The organism is Paenibacillus sp. FSL P4-0113 (assembly GCF_038009305.1).
GTDB classification, from domain to species: domain Bacteria; phylum Bacillota; class Bacilli; order Paenibacillales; family Paenibacillaceae; genus Paenibacillus; species Paenibacillus polymyxa_D.
On record NZ_JBBPAZ010000001.1, the window covers coordinates 5,130,780 to 5,150,477 of the forward strand.

The 19,698-nt window shown below is 48.9% G+C and carries 17 protein-coding genes and 1 riboswitch; of the genes, 13 read left to right on the top strand and 4 right to left on the bottom strand.

Translation table 11 applies throughout. The features are described 5' to 3' along the window. Positions 1–114: 114 nt before the first annotated feature. Positions 115–1,176: a sulfate/molybdate ABC transporter ATP-binding protein gene (locus tag MKX46_RS22425; protein WP_029516380.1), complete on the top strand. Its 1,062-nt coding sequence runs from the start codon at positions 115–117 to the stop codon at positions 1,174–1,176. Between the two features lie 189 nt (positions 1,177–1,365). Beyond that, positions 1,366–2,136, top strand: coding sequence for an MBL fold metallo-hydrolase (locus MKX46_RS22430; protein WP_341071802.1), 771 nt, complete (start codon positions 1,366–1,368; stop codon positions 2,134–2,136). A 15-nt stretch (positions 2,137–2,151) separates the two neighbouring features. Here the strand turns inward: MKX46_RS22430 and MKX46_RS22435 are convergent, their stop codons facing one another. Then, positions 2,152–3,645, bottom strand: a complete 1,494-nt coding sequence (locus MKX46_RS22435; RefSeq protein WP_318626867.1) for an aminotransferase-like domain-containing protein — start codon at positions 3,643–3,645, stop codon at positions 2,152–2,154. Positions 3,646–3,777: 132 nt separating this feature from the next. Here MKX46_RS22435 and MKX46_RS22440 point away from each other — a divergent pair, with 132 nt between their 5' ends. Next, entirely contained in the window at positions 3,778–4,689 is a 912-nt protein-coding gene (locus MKX46_RS22440; protein ID WP_029516383.1) for a DMT family transporter, read from the top strand. 139 nt (positions 4,690–4,828) lie between these two features. Here MKX46_RS22440 and MKX46_RS22445 read toward each other — a convergent pair whose 3' ends face one another. Both MKX46_RS22445 and MKX46_RS22450 read right to left on the bottom strand, forming a co-directional pair. After that, positions 4,829–5,629 (bottom strand): Cof-type HAD-IIB family hydrolase, encoded by an 801-nt coding sequence (locus MKX46_RS22445; RefSeq protein ID WP_029516384.1) that lies wholly within the window; start codon positions 5,627–5,629, stop codon positions 4,829–4,831. Between the two features lie 162 nt (positions 5,630–5,791). After that, on the bottom strand, positions 5,792–6,793 hold the full coding sequence (locus MKX46_RS22450; RefSeq protein WP_029516385.1) for a lipoate--protein ligase: 1,002 nt from the start codon (positions 6,791–6,793) through the stop codon (positions 5,792–5,794). A gap of 160 nt (positions 6,794–6,953) precedes the next feature. Here MKX46_RS22450 and cobD point away from each other — a divergent pair, with 160 nt between their 5' ends. The 10 genes from cobD to MKX46_RS22500 all read left to right on the top strand — a co-directional run bounded on the left by cobD (position 6,954) and on the right by MKX46_RS22500 (position 17,423). Beyond that, positions 6,954–8,057, top strand: a complete 1,104-nt coding sequence (gene cobD, locus MKX46_RS22455; protein ID WP_340931684.1) for a threonine-phosphate decarboxylase CobD — start codon at positions 6,954–6,956, stop codon at positions 8,055–8,057. Next, entirely contained in the window at positions 8,047–9,018 is a 972-nt protein-coding gene (gene cbiB / locus MKX46_RS22460) for an adenosylcobinamide-phosphate synthase CbiB (RefSeq protein ID WP_340931686.1), read from the top strand. Before cobD ends, cbiB begins: the two co-directional genes overlap by 11 nt. A gap of 49 nt (positions 9,019–9,067) precedes the next feature. After that, entirely contained in the window at positions 9,068–9,820 is a 753-nt protein-coding gene (locus MKX46_RS22465; RefSeq protein ID WP_029516388.1) for a histidine phosphatase family protein, read from the top strand. 122 nt (positions 9,821–9,942) lie between these two features. Beyond that, positions 9,943–10,134: riboswitch (cobalamin riboswitch) on the top strand. A 207-nt stretch (positions 10,135–10,341) separates the two neighbouring features. Next, positions 10,342–11,349 carry an ABC transporter substrate-binding protein gene (locus MKX46_RS22470; protein WP_029516389.1) on the top strand — a complete coding sequence of 336 codons (1,008 nt, stop codon included), beginning with the start codon at positions 10,342–10,344 and terminating at the stop codon, positions 11,347–11,349. Further along, entirely contained in the window at positions 11,346–12,392 is a 1,047-nt protein-coding gene (locus MKX46_RS22475; RefSeq protein ID WP_029516390.1) for a FecCD family ABC transporter permease, read from the top strand. Before MKX46_RS22470 ends, MKX46_RS22475 begins: the two co-directional genes overlap by 4 nt. After that, positions 12,389–13,222, top strand: coding sequence for an ABC transporter ATP-binding protein (locus MKX46_RS22480; RefSeq protein WP_341071803.1), 834 nt, complete (start codon positions 12,389–12,391; stop codon positions 13,220–13,222). The genes MKX46_RS22475 and MKX46_RS22480 overlap by 4 nt, the downstream gene beginning before the upstream one ends. Positions 13,223–13,265: 43 nt before the next feature. Beyond that, positions 13,266–14,336, top strand: coding sequence for a nicotinate-nucleotide--dimethylbenzimidazole phosphoribosyltransferase (gene cobT / locus MKX46_RS22485; RefSeq protein ID WP_340931691.1), 1,071 nt, complete (start codon positions 13,266–13,268; stop codon positions 14,334–14,336). Then, positions 14,333–14,899: a bifunctional adenosylcobinamide kinase/adenosylcobinamide-phosphate guanylyltransferase gene (gene cobU / locus MKX46_RS22490; protein WP_069012672.1), complete on the top strand. Its 567-nt coding sequence runs from the start codon at positions 14,333–14,335 to the stop codon at positions 14,897–14,899. The genes cobT and cobU overlap by 4 nt, the downstream gene beginning before the upstream one ends. Next, entirely contained in the window at positions 14,896–15,765 is an 870-nt protein-coding gene (gene cobS / locus MKX46_RS22495) for an adenosylcobinamide-GDP ribazoletransferase (protein WP_029516394.1), read from the top strand. The genes cobU and cobS overlap by 4 nt, the downstream gene beginning before the upstream one ends. A 38-nt stretch (positions 15,766–15,803) precedes the next feature. Further along, positions 15,804–17,423 carry a cobyric acid synthase gene (locus MKX46_RS22500; RefSeq protein ID WP_029516395.1) on the top strand — a complete coding sequence of 540 codons (1,620 nt, stop codon included), beginning with the start codon at positions 15,804–15,806 and terminating at the stop codon, positions 17,421–17,423. A 121-nt stretch (positions 17,424–17,544) separates the two neighbouring features. Here the strand turns inward: MKX46_RS22500 and MKX46_RS22505 are convergent, their stop codons facing one another. Then, on the bottom strand, positions 17,545–19,245 hold the full coding sequence (locus MKX46_RS22505) for a methyl-accepting chemotaxis protein (RefSeq protein ID WP_341071804.1): 1,701 nt from the start codon (positions 19,243–19,245) through the stop codon (positions 17,545–17,547). Between the last annotated feature and the right edge of the window lie 453 nt (positions 19,246–19,698).

Below are 19,698 nucleotides of genomic sequence, written 5' to 3' on the forward strand. Positions count from 1 at the left end.
CATAGTATATGCATTGGAATAATTAAATGATTTTAAATGAGGTACGTGCTTTGCGGTAAGCAAGGCTGCTGCTGTTCCTGAACAGGTCCAGAAGCGGAAAGGAAGTGTACGGATATGCATGTGGAAGTAAGAGGATTAAACAAGCATTTCGGTAATTTTCATGCAGTAAAGGACGTATCTTTTGATATTCAGGCGGGCCATCTTATTGGCTTACTCGGTCCAAGTGGTGGAGGAAAAACCTCCATTCTTCGCATTTTGGCGGGTCTGGAGCAACCGGATGCGGGAGAAATTCATTTTCATGGAAAAAGGGTAAACGAGCTGTCCCCGCAGGAACGTGGAATCGGATTTGTATTTCAAAACTATGCTTTGTTCAAGCACATGAGCGTCTACGACAATATTGCCTTTGGTCTGAAAGTGAAAAAAAGCTCCAAAACCCGTATCAAGGAACGGGTCACGGAGTTGGTCGAACTAACGGGGCTCAAAGGATTTGAGCATCGTTATCCGCATCAGTTGTCAGGTGGACAGCGACAGCGAGTTGCTTTTGCGCGTGCTTTGGCACCAGAGCCTCAATTGCTGCTGTTGGATGAGCCTTTTGCAGCTATTGATGCCAAGATTCGTCAGGAGCTGCGCACCTGGCTGCGAGAGTTGATTGAGCGGGTGGGCATTACTTCAATTTTTGTCACCCATGATCAGGATGAGGCGATTGAAGTAGCGGATGAAATTATGGTGATTAATCAGGGACGACTGGAGCAGAAGGGAACGCCTTGGGATATTTATAAAAAACCGGGTACCCCGTTCGTGGCTTCCTTCATTGGGGAATCTACGGTGATTGAACAGGCAGGCAGTCTCAAAGGCTTCGAAGAAGCTGCTGGAGTGGGAACACGTGCCTTGATCCGTCCGGAGTATATTGATGTCGGGCCAAGCGAGGAATTTACGCTTCTGTCGGCGACCGAGGAAGGCGTAGTGAAGCATTTGCATTTTCGTGGAAGTGAGTGGATGGTTGAAGTACAAGTTGGGGACCATCGTCTCATGACGTACCGTTCGCTGGAGAAGTCTACGCTGGAACCTGGTCAGCAGGTGCGAGTGTTGGTGCATCGAGCCTATCTATATAATGACCAGTCCAGCTGGATGGTGGAAAACCGCCTGAAGGAAGATCCCATGCCTATCATCATTTAAAAATCAGGCTTTTGCAAAATTCTCAAATATATATGATCACGCTTGGGGGGATGTCTAGCCTGATTTCACGGCTTTGGGCATGCTCCTTTTGGCGTTGGACGCTGGAAGGATTTACGCAGATGATTTACGTAGAATCGGTCTGTTCGTTATAATAGTAGTAAAAAGACCCAAATAGATAGGAGTTAAACCATGAATCGGCTTGTTTTTCTTGGCACGGGGGATGCAATGGGGGTTCCGCGTGTATATTGTGATTGTCTCGTATGCACAGAAGCTCGCACGACAGGGGCGAACATAAGATTGAGATCGTCTGTGCTGATCGAAAGCGAGACGGAGGACTTTATGATTGATTGTGGCCCGGACTGGCGCAGACAGCTAGAATTACGCGATCTGCGTTTTATCCCTACGATCCTTGTGACACATGCACATTTTGACCATATTGGAGGATTACCAGAATGGGCAGATGCCTGTCGCTGGACTGGGAACAGAGGTCGCTTGTACGCGCCACAGGAAGTGATCGACACGATCTTGCGGCAATTTTCCTGGCTCTCTGGAAATTTGGATCTTATTCCAGTAGATCAGGGAGCCCAACTTGGCGGGTGGAATATCCGGGGATGGCGTGTGAATCACGGGAAGAACGGATATGCCTACGCTTATCGCCTGGAAAAGGACGGCTTCTCGTGGGCCTACTGTTCGGATTCGATTGGATTAAATGAGGCGGAAATTCTCCCCTTGCACAATCTGAATCTGCTCGTCCTGGGAACGAGTTTTTATCATGAGGAGGCCGAGTATGCCACCCGTTCCGTATACGACATGCTGGAGGCTCAGGAGCTTATAGGAAGGCTTAAACCCCAAAGCACAGTATTTACACATATGTCCCATGATGTGGATGTCACACGCAACTATGGGCTTCTGGAAGGGATTGGTTTGGCACACACCGGCATGAGTTTGCCGTTAGAATAAAGGTGCATTTTACCTTTACATCGTTCGACTGATACGTAGAAGGGTGGAGATTCCTTCTTTGATTTGTAGCTCGTTGGCGTATGAATAGGACAGTCGTACATGCGTTTTACCCTCTGCGCCGATGGGATCAAATACATTGCCGGGGACAAAGGATACAGATTCTTGTACACTTTTGGCAAGTAATTCATTAGGTTTCAACGTAGAAGGCAGCTGGAGCCACAGGTTGAGTCCTCCCGCTGGGCTGGTCCATGTCCAACCGGAATCGCGGAGACTGTCTTCCATCGTTTCCTTACGAATCTGGAGCGCGATACATAGTTTTTTAATATGCTGCTGCATACGTGGAGATTGAAAGTATTCTAAAAATAGCTTTTGATTCAGCAGTGGCGATCCATTGTCCACTAACGCTTTGACGTTCAGCAGGCTGTTCATAAGCTGTGGTCGGCAGGTCACGGCTGCGATTCGTAGACCGGGTGCGACATATTTACTGTAACTTCGAATGTAGACGACGCTTCCCGAAACATCATAGGCGAAAATCGGAGAAGGAGGCTTTTGCCCAAAGCTGATGTCATAGGTGCTGTCATCCTCAACAATGAGGCAGCCGTAGCGCTCGGCTAGTTCAGGCAGTCGTTTGCGTTGCTCATCGGGGACCGTAAAGCCCGTCGGGTTGTGGAATGTCGGATTCATATAAAAGAGACGTGGTTTTTCCGTTTTCATGCACCACTCAATCTGGTCCATATCATATCCTTCTGGTCGAATATCGGTCATGGTCAGACGTGCGCCTTGTCTGCGGAATATTTCCATGGCAGGACCATAAGCAGGGCGTTCGATCAATACACGGTCTCCTGTATGGAGCAGAGATCGGGCAATTAAATCAATGGCTTGCTGTGCTCCCGAGGTAATCATCACTTCATCCGGTGATAAAGCAAAATGCTTATCCACGCTAAAATGCTGCGCCATGGCCTCCCGAAGCTCGGTATCACCCTGTACAGCGGAATAGGTGGCTGCTACTTTCGGATGCTTTTCAAAAACCTGCATCATCAGCTCTCCCCAAAATCGGTTGGGCAGGAGAGAGGGGTCAATCAGCGCTTTGGAAAACTGGAAATTCGCATTCACTGATTGAACGCGGGTAAGTCCATCCATTCCTCTCCAGGCTGAAACTGACGGATCATCTGCCGCATGGGCAGATTTGGAGTGAATCGTGAGGTCTATGGACGTATGTCTCGAGTAGCCAGCATATTTTGCATGTCCAGTCGCTTGGGAAGCATGAACGTAATATCCTGATTTGTCCCTTACATAGACCAGTCCTCGTTGCTTCAACTCCTGATATGCCCGGAAAACAGTTAGCCGATGTACACCCAGCTCCTGAGCCAAGCTTCGTACGGACGGCAGCTTCATGTCTGTTTGCCAATCCCCGCGATCGATCCGCACAGTTACATAATGGATAACCTGCTCATACAGCTTTAAGGCATGATCGGCTGGAAAAAGTAGTTCGCTGTTGTTCTTACCCATGCTATCCACGCTCCTTTGTGTGTATTGTACTATATAGCACTTCAAAAACGTATACAACTGTTCTGTAGTTATACAACTGTTCTGTTCGTCTCCCTGTATGCTTAAAAGCAACTGAAGGGAGAGGGACGTATCATGATTGGGATCGCGTTTACAGTAATGTGTCTTATTTTTGGCACAACGTTTTTGGCCATAAAAGTGGGAGTGGAAGCCGGGCTTCCGCCGTTTTTATCGGCAGGGGTACGTTTTTTCGCCGCAGGTGCGATATTATTTATTGCTATGAAGCTGACCGGAAAGGTGAAATGGTCGTTATTATGGCGTAAGGAAATGTTGCTGATTGGAGCAGGAACGACCTTCGGTACCTTTTCGGCCTTGTATTGGGCAGAGCAATATGTCAGCTCCGGGATCGGAGCTATTCTGTCAGCTACCGGGCCGATGATGATCGTCATTTTGCAATCTGTACTGCTACGGCAAAAAACGTCACGGATTACGGTCGTTGGCTGCATGATCAGCTTTCTTGGTGTGGTGCTGGTTGTGCTGCCCGGATTGGCGGTTCAGATCAGTGGTCTGTGGCTGGCGGGATGCCTTGTTATTTTGCTGGGGGAGCTGTGTTATTCAGGGGGAGCTCTTTATTCCAAGCGAGTGATGGATGTATTTCGTGAAACGAACCCGATTGCCCTGAATGCGGCGCAAATGATCCATGGGGGATGGATGCTGCTGTTACTGTCTGCGATCACGGAACCGTGGAGTTCTGAGGGGTGGCAGTACCTTCCTGCCATGGGGTCTTTACTCTATCTGATCCTGTTTGGTTCGATGATTGCACATACACTGTTCTACTGGCTCATGGAGCGTACAAATCCCCTGTTTCCGACGACGTGGCTGTATATATCACCGCCGATTGCGGTGGGCTTGGGAGCGTTGTTGTATGGAGAGCATGTAAGCTGGTGGATGCTGGTTGGGGTGCTGCTCATTGTGACTGGACTAATCCTTATGAACAATGGAATTATCCGTTTGGTGAACAGGCGTAAGTTACGTTCTGCTGCCTGATATTTTATAGCGGTCAGGTTATTATATGATCTGACAGAAAAGGCCTCCAAACTGTCGTATGTTACTGATCATGCGACAGTTTGGAGGCTTTGTTGTTGTATTACTTTATTTAAGAATTATGGGAGCAGGCACTTTTTGCTTATTCAACATTGAGTACGAATTTGTCGATGGCGTGCTTAACACCATCTTCGTTATTGCTGCGAGTGATGTAATCAGCCAGCTTCTTCAAATCAGGAATGGCATTCTCCATCGCTATGCCGAGACCAGCGCATTCAAGCATTTCATGGTCGTTCCAAGAGTCGCCGATGGCAATCGTTTCCGACAGTTCACAGCCAAAATGGTTTGCAAGGAAGGTAAGCGCGTGACCCTTGGTGCCTTCATGGTGCATAATTTCCAGAAAGTGAGGCTTGGATTTTGTAATGTGAACTTCATTGCCAAGCAGTACGCGAAGTTCAGGAATTAATTCATCCAACACTTCCGGCTCGTCGATAATCAGCAATTTAGGAGCCGGCTGCTCTATAACTTTACTGAATACAGGCTCTACAAAATATTCCGTGTTGTTCAGCTCCGTGTAATCTTTGATTTTCTGATTATCTTCACGTGTGTACAATTTGTCATCAATATACGTTTGTAGATGCAGATTGCGTTCCACGCAGAATTCATACAGACGACGTGCAGCCACGAGTGGAACATAACGCTCATACAGCACGTTTTCGTCCAGCAGGTTTTTAACCAAAGCTCCTTGATACGTAATGATCGGCACGTTCAAACCAGTCTGGCGAGCAATTTTGTGTGCAGAGGCATAAGCTCGTCCAGTAGCGAGGGTAACCACCACACCTTTCGCTACAGCAGCTTCTAATGCCTGTTGTGTCGCTGGTGTAACTTCTTTTTGGTCGTTAATGAGTGTATCATCAATATCAATGGCAATTAATTTATACATATCGGTATTCTCTCCTTTATCTCTATCATGGGGCAATGCTAAAATTGTATCTTATAATATTCAAAATGACAATATCGCAAGGAAAAGGGGACGGCTCCTATAAGAGCCTGTCCCCTTATAACCACTGAAGTATTGGTTTGAAACGATGGGAAAAAGTAACGGTTAGTCTTCCAAAAATACAAGTCCAACAAAATCGTCCAACTCAATATTACCAAAATAGTGCTTCAAATCGAGAGAGGATAAGGCTTGACGTACCTCACCTTCATCATAACGCTTGCCGCGCAGGATATTTTCAATATCAGCAACGTCACCCACACCGAAGAAATCCCCATAGATTTTAATATCACGAATGTAGCCTTCCTTAAGATCCATGCGGATATCAATAATACCGACTGGAAATTTACGTGTGTGCTTTATATTGCTCTCGGGGGATAGACCGTAGTTCCAATCCCACGATTGGTAACGTTCTTTGGATATTTCATGGATTTTGGCCCAATCGGTATCGGTGAGCTTATATTGAGGTACTTGATCCAATTCTGATCCGAATATGAAACGCAACAGTTCCTCGCGAAATTGCTCTATGGTCATCTCACGGTCCATCAGTTCGCTGATGTTAGCTACGCGACTGCGGACAGATTTAGTGCTTTTGGATTTGAATTTTTCGGGATTGGCATGCAGTGATGCAGCCACATTGTCCAGATTCAGGTTAAACATCAATGTACCGTGGCTGAACATACGTCCGCGTGTGGCAAATTGGGCGTTTCCTGAAATTTTACGTTCTCCGACCTGCAGATCGTTGCGGCCTGTCATTTCAGCTTCTACTCCCATTTGGCGCAGAGCATCAATCACAGGTTGCGTAAATTTGAGGAAATTATGAAAGGACTCCCCGTTATCCTTGGTAATAAAACTGAAATTTAAATTACCGAGGTCATGATATACAGCACCGCCGCCGGACAGGCGACGAACGACTTGAATATTGTTATCTCTGACAAACTCGGCGTTGATTTCTTCAATGGTATTTTGATGCTTGCCTATAATAATAGAAGGCTGATTAATGTAAAACAGCAAATAGCTGTCGTCCAGCGGTAGATGCTTGAGCGCGTATTCCTCAATAGCAAGATTAATGGCTGGATCGTGTATCCCCTGGTTGTCGATGAACAGCATGTCCATTCCTCCGTATATAAACTGTGTAATTTTATGTGTGCCTCCTTCTATTGTAACCCAAGTGAGCCATGTACAAAAGCTCATTTGCATTGACGGGACGCAAAAAGCAGCCTCATAATGGAGCTAAATGATTGGAAACGGGCGGAAAGGATGAGAGGCAATGATAGAGGTTTACGGTCATGGCGGGGACAGGGAAACAGCTGCGGCGACATTTGGCGGGACTGCTGCTGATTTTGTAGATTTTAGTGCAAATATTAATCCGCTTGGTCCACCGCCTGAGGTGCTTGAGGCGCTGCAACACTCATTTGACACTGTGATTCGCTATCCAGACCCTGGGCATCGGAATTTTAAAAATATGCTCGCACGGCGACTGCATGTTCCACCGGAGTCGTTAAGTATCGGAAACGGAGCGGCTGAGAGCATGGCGCTCTTGTTATTGGGACTAGCTCCTAAGCGTGTGGGTACAGTGGAGCCGTGTTTTTCGGAATATGCCGAGCTGGCTGGCAAATTCGGAGCTGAGGTCAACCGGGTGTATGGGAAGGCCTCGCTTCAATGGAAGGCGGACGTGGAGGACATCCTTCAGCTCATGGAGCAGGTAGATGTTTTGTTCCTCGGGCAGCCGAATAATCCAAATGGCGTCCAATATAGTGAGCAGGAGCTGTGCGAGCTGGCAGAGGCGGCTGGCACAACGGGTACTGTGCTGGTGGTGGATGAAGCATTCATTGATTTTATTCCGCTGGAACGGCGAATCTCACTGCTGCCTGTGCTGGATCGCTATCCTCATGTGATTTTGATCCGGTCAATGACCAAATTTTATGCCATTCCTGGCCTACGATTGGGTTATGCGATTGCTCATCCGGACTATATCCGGCGAATGACGGCCAAACAGGTGACCTGGAGTGTGAATGGATTGGCGTTGCTGGCTGGCGAGGCGTGTTTGAGAAGTGGGCAAGCATATGAGCACCAAACACAGGAGCTGATTGCTGCGGAGCGCAACCGTCTGTTAACCGCCTTGGCGGAATGGGGCTGCGGTGTCGTTCCCGGTGAAGCCAATTACGTGCTGGCAAGGGCGCCGGGTACGTGGAGTGCATCGGCTATTCAGCAGGCGCTTGGACAACGCGGAGTTCTTATACGTAGCTGTGCTATGTATCCGGGACTGACGACGAGCCATTTTCGGATTGCGGTCAAGGATGCAGAAGCCAACGACAGGCTGCTATCTGTATTGGGTGAAGTGCTGGAGGAGGAACAGCGGCGTGACAGTTAGCTTGATTATCCTGGCAGCCTACCTTTTGGACAGGATGATCGGTGATCCGAGGTGGTTGCCGCATCCAGTCATCGGTATGGGACATGCCATTTCGGCATTGGAAAAATTGATTCGCCGCCAGGTCCGAAGTGACCGGGGGCTGAAACGTGCGGGTATACTGCTTCCACTCATTGTGGCGGGAGGCTCCTTTGCGCTCGCCTGGGCGCTGTTGCACTTGCTTGCCTGGATTCATCCGTGGTTATCTGTCGGCGCAGAAATGGTGCTGATTGTGACCACGATTGCTTCCAAAGGACTAAAGGATGCAGGAATGGCAGTCTACCGAGCGTTGCAGGCGGATGACCTGGCTGTGGCACGGCGGGAGCTGGGCATGATAGTCGGGCGGGATACGCAGCAACTTGATAAGCCTGAGATTGTACGCGGTACGGTTGAAACGGTCGCTGAAAATATCGTGGACGCGATTATTTCCCCGCTTTTTTATGCCTTGATCGGGGGAGCACCCTTGGCGCTGGCTTATCGTGCTGTGAATACGCTCGATTCCATGGTTGGGTACAAAAATGAAGAGTATCTGCATTTAGGCTGGGCTTCAGCACGTCTAGATGATGTGGCTAACTACATTCCAGCACGCCTGACAGCGGCAATGCTTGTGATAGCGGCGTGGATGTACAAACGAGATGCTGCAAGAAGCTGGCGCACAGTCAAGCGAGACGCTCGTCTGCACCCAAGTCCGAACAGTGGCTTCCCGGAATCGGCTGTTGCTGGTGCATTGGGGATTCGTCTTGGAGGATATAATGTGTATCATGGCGTGCGCTCCTTTCGTGCATACATGGGGGATTGGATACGACCGCTAGAGTCGAAAGATATACGGCATACGATCCAGCTGATGTTCGCCGTGTCCAGTATGTTTGTAGGATTGTGTTTGTTAGGAGCCGCAGGTTGTTTTGCCTTGGGATGGGTGCGGTGAGGGTGAGGAGTGACACGCTGAATAATGATCGAGCAGGAAGTGACATTTCTTGAAACAAGATATAGCAGCAAAAAGGACAGTAGAATACGCACAAAGACCGAACTCACAGGAGGATAAGGTGCCGTATGATGCTAAAGAAGATCTGCATTGGGATATGGAGCTCGTGTTAGTTCGTCACGGCACAACCTTATGGAACAAGGAACGTCGATATCTGGGACACTCCGACTTAGGTTTGCTACCGGGGGCAGAGCAGGAATTAAAGCCTTTGCAGGAAAAATTGCAAGGTCAGTCCTTTGCTCGAATCTATTGCAGCGACTTAATGCGATGTCGCCAGACCTTGCAGATCATTGTGCCGGAATCAGAGTTGACGTCTGGGCGTTCCCTATCTACTATGCCTCCTATGATGGAACCATGTCTGCGAGAGCTTCATTTTGGCGAGTGGGATGGAAAAACGTATGACATGCTCAAGGATGTGTCGTTGTATCGGGCTTGGATTGATGAGCCGCAACGGATCACCCCACCTGGTGGAGAGTCTTGGACAGATTTTGTAAATCGTCTGCGCAAATTTCTTGACTCTCTGTATGAATGGCGTGTTGCTATGGAAGTTCAACCCATGGATTTGACTGCTACGTCGCCCTCTGTTTTGGTCGTTACGCATGGTGGCGTAATTCGTCAGCTAGCTTGCATGCTGATACCGGGCCATGATTTTTGGAGTCTGAATCCGAAGCCGGGAGAAGCATTAAGGATTCAATTGAGGCTGGCAGGACCGCACAATTACATAGCGGAAATGCTTCCTCATTAGGTTAGACACCAGCGGATAAAGAGGCTGTTTGGGTTGTAAGCCGCCTCATTTTAACCTATAATCATCAAGTAAAAGAACGGCTTGACTACCACTACATCAAATATCCAGCAGACGAGGTCGGCGCAGCGTGATGAAACTATGGTTTCCCTCCCTGCGCTGTTAAAAGGGAAGTCGGTGTGAATCCGGCGCGGTCCCGCCACTGTAAATGGAAACATGCCCGTTAGTCCTCTTTATATGTTACTAAGCATATGAAAGAATTTCAGGACATGTATTTTACCATAAGTCAGGATACCTGCCCGTCCGCCTGTCACCATAATCCTTCGAGGAAAGGATGACGTGTTCGCAGTGACTGTCCATGCGGAAAGAAGCTGCCGCCTGCGCACGATCTGCGCTAACGTGACCCCTGTGTCCTGATATGAGGATGCGGGGGTTTTTGATAGGAAAAGAAGGCTAGATTTAGAAGATATCTGATGATGTTCAAGTAACGCTCTTAACGATTTATTTATGAAGGGGTGCAAATCATGGCAGGAAAAAAAATAAAGGTGTGGACAACAGGTCTATTGGCTCTGATTTTGGCAGTTGTGCTGAGTGCATGTGGCGCTAATGGAAAAAATGCAGAAAATAAAGAGGGTCAGGCTTCTTCACAGCAGCCGGGACAGGCAGTAAACGCACAAGAGCCTCCGGGCAAAACGGTTTACCCGCTCACAGTTAAAGATGCAACAGGACAGGAATTTACATTCAAAAAAGCGCCGGATAAAATCGTTTCCGTCTCCCCGGCAGAAACCGAGGCGTTGTTCGCCATTGGGCTGGATAAGGAAATTGTCGGCGTCTCCGACTACTCTGATTACCCGGAAGCAGCTACGAAAAAGCCTAAAGTGGGCGGTATTATGAAACCGAACGAAGAGGCGATCATTGCTGCGAACCCGGAAGTCGTTTTTGCAGGGATATCACTTAGTGAACAGGCTACGACCAAGCTGCGCGACATGGGAATTATGATTTTTAAAACGGAACCGAAGACAGTGGAAGATGTCATGGCTAACATCGAATTGTATGGGAAAATCACCGATCATCAGAGAGAAGCAAGAGCGGTGACTGACAAGATGAGAGCAGATGTAGCAGAAGTAAAAGAAGGAATTAAAAATATCGGTAAAGGGCAGAAGCTGCGGGTATACGTCGAGTTTTCACCAGGCTGGACAGTGGGTAAAGGCGAGTTTATGGACGAGCTGATTACGTTGGCGGGCGGCGAAAATGTAGGTGCCACGCAGAAGGGGTGGTACCAAATCAGTGAGGAAAATATTATTGCTGCGAACCCTGACGTGATTTTGTACAGCAAAAGTGTCAAGGACGACAAAACGGGCCAGACGCTCGGTGATATCATTAAAGCTCGCAGTGGATGGGATCAAATATCGGCTGTTCGCCACAACCGGGTATTTGCCGTGGATGATAATTTGATCAGTCGTCCGGGTCCACGCGTAACGGAAGGTCTCAAGGAAGTGGCCAAGGGCGTGTATCCTGAAATTTTCAAATGAACCGTAAACTGATCGGCTTTGGAGGGACAGGTCTTGTCCTGCTGTTGCTGACGCTGCTGCTCTGTCTTGGCATCGGCTCGGCCAAGCTTCCGGTCAGCCAAATCACGGGCATTCTGGTTAACCACCTACCGTGGTTAGGCGATACGTTTACACCGGATTGGAATACATCCTCGGAGCAGATTATTTTGAAGGTCAGATTGCCACGAGTGTTACTGGGAATGTTGGTAGGAGCAGCGCTGGCGCTGGCGGGAGCCGGATTTCAGGGTGTGCTGCGTAATCCTTTGGCTGATCCGTATACACTGGGGGTATCCTCGGGGGCTTCGGTAGGAGCGGCAGTACTGATTTATTGGGGCCTTCAATTTTCATTTGTTGGCATATGGACGCTGCCGCTAGTGGCATTTACGACCGGAATGCTTACGCTGTGGATGGTGCTGACGTTGGCACGGGAAGGTGGGAAAATTCCGACACAAAGTCTCATTTTGTCGGGTGTGGTGATGCAATCCTTTCTGGGAGCGGTTGTTTCCTTTCTGACAGCCATGTCGAAGGAGACGGTCAATGAAATATTGTACTGGACGATGGGAAGTCTTAGTCTGCGCGGTTGGTCATATACAGGAATCCTTTTACCTTATGTGGTCATAGGGTTGGTATTTCTATGGAACCGGGCACGTGTGCTGAATATTTTGGCTTTGGGTGAACGTCAGGCGGCGCACATGGGAGTTCATGTAGATGCGACGAAGCTATCTGTTCTGATTATTTCCACGCTGCTGACAGCAGCCGCTGTCTCGGTGTGTGGCGTGATTGGCTTTGTTGGACTCGTTGTACCGCATATCATTCGTCTGGTGACAGGTCCTGATTACCGTATGATTGTTCCATTATCTGCGCTCGGCGGAGCTGTTTTTATGGCTTGGGCAGATACGGCGGCTCGCACATTGTTAGCCCCCACAGAAATTCCTCTGGGCGTGATGACGGCCTTTGTTGGGGCACCGTTCTTCGCATATCTTCTGTACCGAAACAAGAAGCTGCGCAGGGGGGGACTGCTGTGACAGAACAAAGTGAATCACAGAAGGTGCGTGATCGGGCATTAGAGGTAGTGGGTCTGACACGTGCCTATGGAGAGTTCCATGCTTTAAAAAATATAAGCTGGAGCGTCGACGAAGGAACTTGGTGGGGGATTATTGGTCCGAACGGCAGTGGAAAATCGACCTTGTTGCATTTGCTTTCCGGTGTAGATCAGCCAACTTCGGGAAACGTTCATATCTATGGCAAAAAGGTCGGTAGCTACAGTAGGAAAGAGCTTTCCCGACTCATAGCCGTACTCCAACAGGAAGGGCTTCCTCCCGTGGGATACACCGTCAGGGAAGTCGTAGAAATGGGACGTTTTCCCCATCAGGACTGGCTAGGCAGGGAAAAGGGTGTTGATGTGGAGGCGATCGCGGCTCGCGTGCTGGAGCGATTGGGTCTTACCACGCTGGCGGACAGAGCATTAGACCGTTTGAGTGGGGGACAGCGACAGCGTGTAGCTTTGGCAAAAGTAATGGTGCAGGAGCCACGAATATTGCTGCTGGACGAGCCTACGACCTATCTGGACTTGCGCTATCAGCTTGAATTTATGGAACTGCTGGCAGATTGGCGCCAAGAAACGGGTGTGACGATCATTGCGGTCTTGCATGATCTTAACTTGACAGCCCAATTTTGCGAAGATTTGCTTGTACTCAAGGATGGAATGGTTGAAGGATTGGGAGCTTCATCGAAGTTATTAACTGAGGATCGGATTCGACGAGTATACGGTGTTGAGCCTGTGATGCTTCCGCATCCTGATAGCGGTGTGCCGCAGCTCTTGCTGCGCAGGAGCGCTTCGGATACAGCAGATTAAATAAACGATGAAACACACTTAAAAAGAGCAGGGAGTGGAAGGTATGAACGACAAGCTGCGTCAGCTGATCGATAGCATTGCCCAGCCGGATGGTGTGGCGGCCTCGGCAGCTTCAGCCCATTTGGACCAATTAACAAAGCCACCGGGAAGTCTTGGAAAGTTGGAAAGTGTGGTCATTCAGCTAGCAGGAATTACAGGAGTGGATAAGCCTGAATTCGATCGTAAAACGGTTATGGTCATGGCTGCGGATCACGGGGTGTGTGAAGAGGGAGTCAGTGCCTTTCCGGCTGAGGTTACACAGCAAATGCTGTATAACATGCTGTCAGGTGGCGCAGCAATTAATGTGCTGGCACGCCATGCGGGCGCAGATGTCAAGGTGGTAGATGTTGGCGTGAATGCGGATGTCGCTCACGCGAATCTGGTGGACCGAAAGGTACGCATGGGTACTTCGAATATAGCTAAAGGGCCAGCGATGGTGCGTACTGAAGCGGAACAGGCGATTTTGGCCGGAGCTGAAGCTGTAGCAGAAGCGGTCAAAGGTGGCACACGGCTATTCGTTACTGGAGAGCTGGGCATCGGGAATACCACAGCCAGCGCTGCGGTCGTATGTGCTCTCACCGGGCTGGAGCCGGAAGTTATCGTAGGCCGGGGGACGGGTGTAGATATGGCTGGGCTTACCCGTAAAATAGCGGTTGTCTGCCGCGCATTGGACGTGAACCAGCCAGATGCAAATGATGCGCTCGACGTGCTCACTAAGGTCGGCGGTCTGGAGATTGCCGCCTTGGCAGGAGTCATCCTCGGCGCAGCCGCACATCGCTGTCCAGTCGTGTTGGACGGCTTTATTTCCGGCGCAGCCGCTCTCGCAGCACGTGCACTTGCGCCTGCAAGCGCTGCGTACATGCTCGCTTCGCACGCCTCGGACGAGCGCGGGCACGCGGCGGTGCTCCGCGAGCTCAAGCTGGAGCCCATGCTTCATTTGGACATGCGGCTCGGGGAGGGCACAGGTGGTGCGCTTAGCTTGCACCTGATTGATGCGGCGTGCCGCATTATGCGCGAAATGGCGACCTTTGCCGATGCAGGCGTATCGGACGGTCAGGGAGCCGCGCAGCGATGAAAGCGCTCGTGACCGGCGGGGCACGCAGCGGGAAAAGCGGCTTTGCCGAGCGATTATGCATGTCGCGCGCGCCTGGCGCATGCTACATTGCAACGGCGCAGGCCTACGACATGGAGATGAAGGAGCGCATCGCCCTTCATCGGGTCCAGCGCGAGTCTGCCGGGTACGACTGGCAGACGCTGGAGGAAGCGCAGGCGCTGCCGGAGCTGCTGCGACGGCTTGGCGGCGATCAAGCGTCGCAGCCATCACCCGCGCCTATGGTGTTAGTCGACTGCCTGACCCTGTGGCTGTCGAACGTGCTGCTGGCCGCAGGCGAGGACGGCGAAGCTGCGTCCAAAGTTGCCATTAATGAACTGACGGCAGCTGTGGAGCAGTATCCGGGGCAGCTTGTCATCGTGACCAACGAGGTTGGTGACGGTATTGTGCCCGAATATCCGCTTGGTCGGCTGTATCGGGATTTGAGTGGGGTTATGAATCAGCGGATTGCCCGTCTTTGTGATGAAGTATTTTTGGTGACGGCGGGTATTCCCGTAGAACTCAAACGGCTGGAATATAAGCTATGAGCCGCGAACGTCAGGCTGTTGCTGCTGCTTTTCAATTTTTAACGCGTCTTCCGGTGAAGGCGGAATTGGATTTTTCCCCGGATTTGCTTAAACGCAGTGCAAGTTATTATCCGCTGGTGGGAGTGGTCATTGGCATCATCGTCTGGGGCTTTGCGGCGCTCGCTTCTATGGTGCTGCCGCCGTTGCCGTGTGCGATTCTTACTCTTGTTGTCTGGGTTTGGTTGACGGGTGGATTGCATTTGGACGGGTGGATGGATGCAGCTGATGCCTTGTTCAGCTACCGATCCCGTGAACGGATGCTGGAGATTATGAAGGATAGCCGTGTAGGGGCAATGGGCGTTATTGCTTGCGTGTTGCTGCTCATGCTCAAGGCTTCTTTGCTATATACGGTGCTGGTTGAACGGAATGTGTCTGGCTTGCTGCTGCTTCCGATGGTTTGGAGCCGCTGGTTTATGGTACATGCGATGAAGCGCTGGCCTAAAGCCCGTAATGATGATGGACTGGCTGCGCGTTTTGCTGATATGAGTGGTGGCCGCGTAGGGTTGGCCGTATTCTGGGCAGTATTAGTGACCCTAAGTGCTGCCGTAGGACAATATCTTCTGGCAGATTTGGCTACAGCAACAAGGGGGACTGGGAATCTGTCGTTGGCAGGATCATACTTACAAACCTTGCTTTCATATTCTGAAAGCCTTCCAATCTCGATAGGTTTTGTGTTGATTCCGCTCTTGGCTTACGGTGTTGGAACCTTCACGGCAAACCGTATTAACCGCCGCTTGGGTGGACTTACGGGAGATATATACGGAACTTTAAACGAATTGCTGGAGACTGTTTTATTGTTGTTTATTGTCATTTTGTACGGGTTGTGACCAGATTTGAAATGAATTCGTTAAAGGGGAAGAGGCAATTGTCAACTTTCGAACCGTCCTGCACGAGCCCGGCAGCCGTATTGATGCTTCAAGGAACAGCGTCGGATGTGGGCAAAAGCGTGGTGACGACTGCGCTTTGCCGTATTTTTACGCAGGACGGATATCGTCCAGCACCGTTTAAGTCGCAAAATATGGCGTTAAACTCTTATGTTACCGAAGACGGCAAGGAAATTGGACGCGCTCAGGGGGTGCAGGCTGAGGCCTGCGGTATTGAGGCCACGACCGACATGAATCCGATTCTGATTAAGCCGGTCAAAGATATGCACTCACAAATTGTTGTACACGGTGTACCTTATGCCTATATGAGCGCCTCCGATTACCGGAAGGATTTTTTGCCAAAAGCCAAACAGACCGTTATGGATGCTCTGAATCGGTTGCGCGATACCTATGATATTGTCCTTATGGAAGGGGCAGGCAGCCCGGCAGAGATTAATTTGAAGGACCGCGATATCGTAAATATGAATCTGGCAGGTTGGGCGGATGCTCCAGTGTTGCTTATTTCAGATATCGACCGGGGCGGTGTTTTTGCCTCTCTCGTAGGAACTATCGAGTTGCTGGAACCCCATGAAGTACAACGTATCCGCGGATTTATCATTAACAAATTCAGAGGTGATCTGTCTCTGCTGCAACCGGGATTAGACTGGCTGGAGGAACGGACAGGCATTCCTGTACTCGGTGTATTGCCCTATCTACCAGACATTCGCATTGAAGCAGAGGATTCGGTAGTACTGGATAAGAAGCCCAAGCAATCTGCAAAGGATAAAGAACTGGATATTGCAGTGATACGATATCCACGGATTTCCAATTTTACGGACACGGATGCTCTGGCCGCAGAGCCGGATGTGAGTGTTCGTTATGTCACAGAAGCCGGACAGTTGGGTGTACCGGACGCAATTATCTTACCGGGGACCAAAGACACCATTGGAGACCTGTTGGAATTGCGTGAGAGAGGTCTGGAGAAAGACATTCGGCAGGCTATGAATACCGGATGCACACAGCTAGTTGGCATTTGTGGAGGTTACCAGATGCTGGGTACAGCGCTAGTTGATTCCGAAGCCGTCGAATCTGGGTTGCCGCAGCAGGCAGAGGGGTTAGGTTGGCTGGCTCTGTCCACGACCTTTTTGAAGGAAAAGCAAACCGTACGCGTACAAGGAACCCTGTCTAATCATTGTCCGCTTTTGCTTGGCACTGCGCCTGATTCGGGTTATGCCTCCAAGCCAAGTATTGAAGGTTATGAAATACATATGGGCGTTACGGAGTATGTTACGGAACCATACGCACCTACAGGTAGAACTTTAAACCTAAGCGAAATGAAAAGGTTATTCCATATCCGGCGTGGCGAAGGAACAGCTTTTGAGGAAGGCTGGGGTACGACAGACGGTAAAGTATGGGGAACCTATTTGCACGGTGTGTTTGATAATGACCGTTTTCGCCGATGCTGGCTGGATGGATTGCGACAAGCCAAGGGCTTGGCACCTTTAGAAAGCACTTTTACTGTACGTGAAGCCAAGGAACGAGAGTTTGACCGTGTCGCAGAGGTGGTTCGGGCTCATTTAGATATGGAGCAAATTTATCGTATGATGGGAATGAATTCATAAACTTCATAAAATGATTATTTAAATCGCTCTTAAAAATAAAGAGGTATCTCTACAGCCATTTTCATGACTGAGAGATACCTCTCTTTATTCAGGATTTTGCAAAATCCTCTATGGTATCGGCTTACGTAATTTTAAATTTTTGGACAGCCTTTTGCAGCTCGGTTGCTTGTTTGCTTAATTGGCGAACAACCTCGCTGTGGCTTTCCATTTCATTCAGTTGCTCATCGGCATTTAAACCGATTTCCTGAATCATATGCTGTGCATTGGCAGCGATGAGAGCTGTCTCTTCCACGGAAGCAGATACTTCTTCCGAGCTGGCGGATACTTGTTCCGTTGCTGCAGATACCGTTTGAATCGTAGCATTGATCTTTTGCATAAGCTCACTTAGCTGGTTAAAGGCTGAGCTCGCTTGTTGAACCATTTCCGTTCCCGAATGAATTTCACGGCTCACCTGGGTCACAGAGTCCACAGATTGTTGCGATACTTCTTGAATGGTAACCAAATAGTCGGAAATTTCTTGTGTGGCTTCTTTAGATTGCTCCGCAAGCTTGCGCACTTCTCCGGCTACTACGGCGAAGCCCCGTCCATGTTCGCCCGCACGGGCAGCTTCAATGGAGGCATTCAGGGACAACATTTGAATTTGCTTCGTGATATCGAAAATAGCCGAAACGATACTGCCAATGGCTTCTGAGCGCTCATTCATACTATGGATGTATCGAAGCGATTCATCGGCAGCATGTCCTACCTGTGACATTTGAGCTACAGCTTTTTGAGCGAGCGTAGTACCGTTAACCGTTTCTTTTGTCGCTTCACTGATTTGATCGGATACATCATTGGCAGAGGAGGCGATGTGCTGGACACCTTGAGCGATTTCCTCCATAGCCAGCGCATTTTCAGCAGCAGCTGTAGCTATGCTGGTACTGCCCTTTGCTATTTCCTCTGCGGCAACTGTAGAATCCTGGACTTTTACGCTCATAGCCTCAGTCCGACGAAGCAGCTCGTCCGATCCTTCAACAACCGCACCGGATGTAGAAAGCACATGGCCGATCATTTCTTTTAAGTTATGAGACATCGATTGGAAGCTGCGGGCAAGTTGCGCAATTTCATTGACGCCATGAACCTTCGCTTCTTGTGAAAGATCACCTTGAGCAATTTTTTCGCTATGACGAACCAATTCAGCAATGGGTTTTACAACTTTACGTATCACGAGGGTAGAAATAATTCCGCCCAGCAGGAGTGTTGCCACTGTAATACCTATGCAAATCCATAGAATTTGTTGGGATTTTTCTTGTACGAATCCAACATCTTCGTTCACGCCCAGAACTAAATTACTACCCGATATAGCAAAGAAGGCGGTTTTGTGTACTCCGTACGAATCGCTATAAATTTCACTGATATTCATCTCGCCTTGTTTTGCTTTTTTTACATCCTCTACAGGAATGAGTGCATCCTTGACCTTGTATACTGATTTTACATTCCGTGCGACGACTTCGGCTTTACCATCCTTCACTACCGCGATATATGCCGATTCTAATCTGAGAGTATCGACTTTGTCCTGCAGATAGGATTCCATCTGTATAGCGGAGCCGGAATCAGAACCGCTTCCTTGCCCGGCCTGAACAGCTAAGGAAATATTGAGATCCTGATATACATTTTTAGCTCCAATTTCTAGCAATTGGTCTACCTGAGGCATGACACTGTTATTAATGATACTCATGGATATTGCATAGAAACTGATGCTGAACAAAAGGGATGCAAAGAGCTGAATCAGCAAAAACATAATTCGTAATTTCGCGCCAATGGAACGATTAAAACTCTTCATGAAAATTCTCCTCTCACATGATGGTAATAAAGTCAGACGAATTCCCCTGCTTGATGTAGGCCGCTTGTCCAATAAGATGCTAGACACGCCATGATCTACTTGTTTTCCTCTCCTTGCTTGAAGAAAAGACTGAAAATGTTCGGATTCTATGTATATTTCAGCTGTATTCAAGGAACAAGAATGTGAAAGGGAAGTAATCCATGATTTACTAAAAAGTAGGTTAGACCTATTTTACATAATTAACAGGCGGTTGAATAGTCATATTTGCCCAAAAACAAACAAAAAATATATAACTATGGTCTTAGGTGTTTAGATGTAAGTTTGATGTAAATTATCAGGTGCATAAAAACGAATAGATTACTCCTTCTTTAAAACTATTGTAAAAAAGAAGTAATATAAGTAGCATAAGGAATACCGCTTTTATAACAATATTCTTCTAAGCTTGGTTTGGTA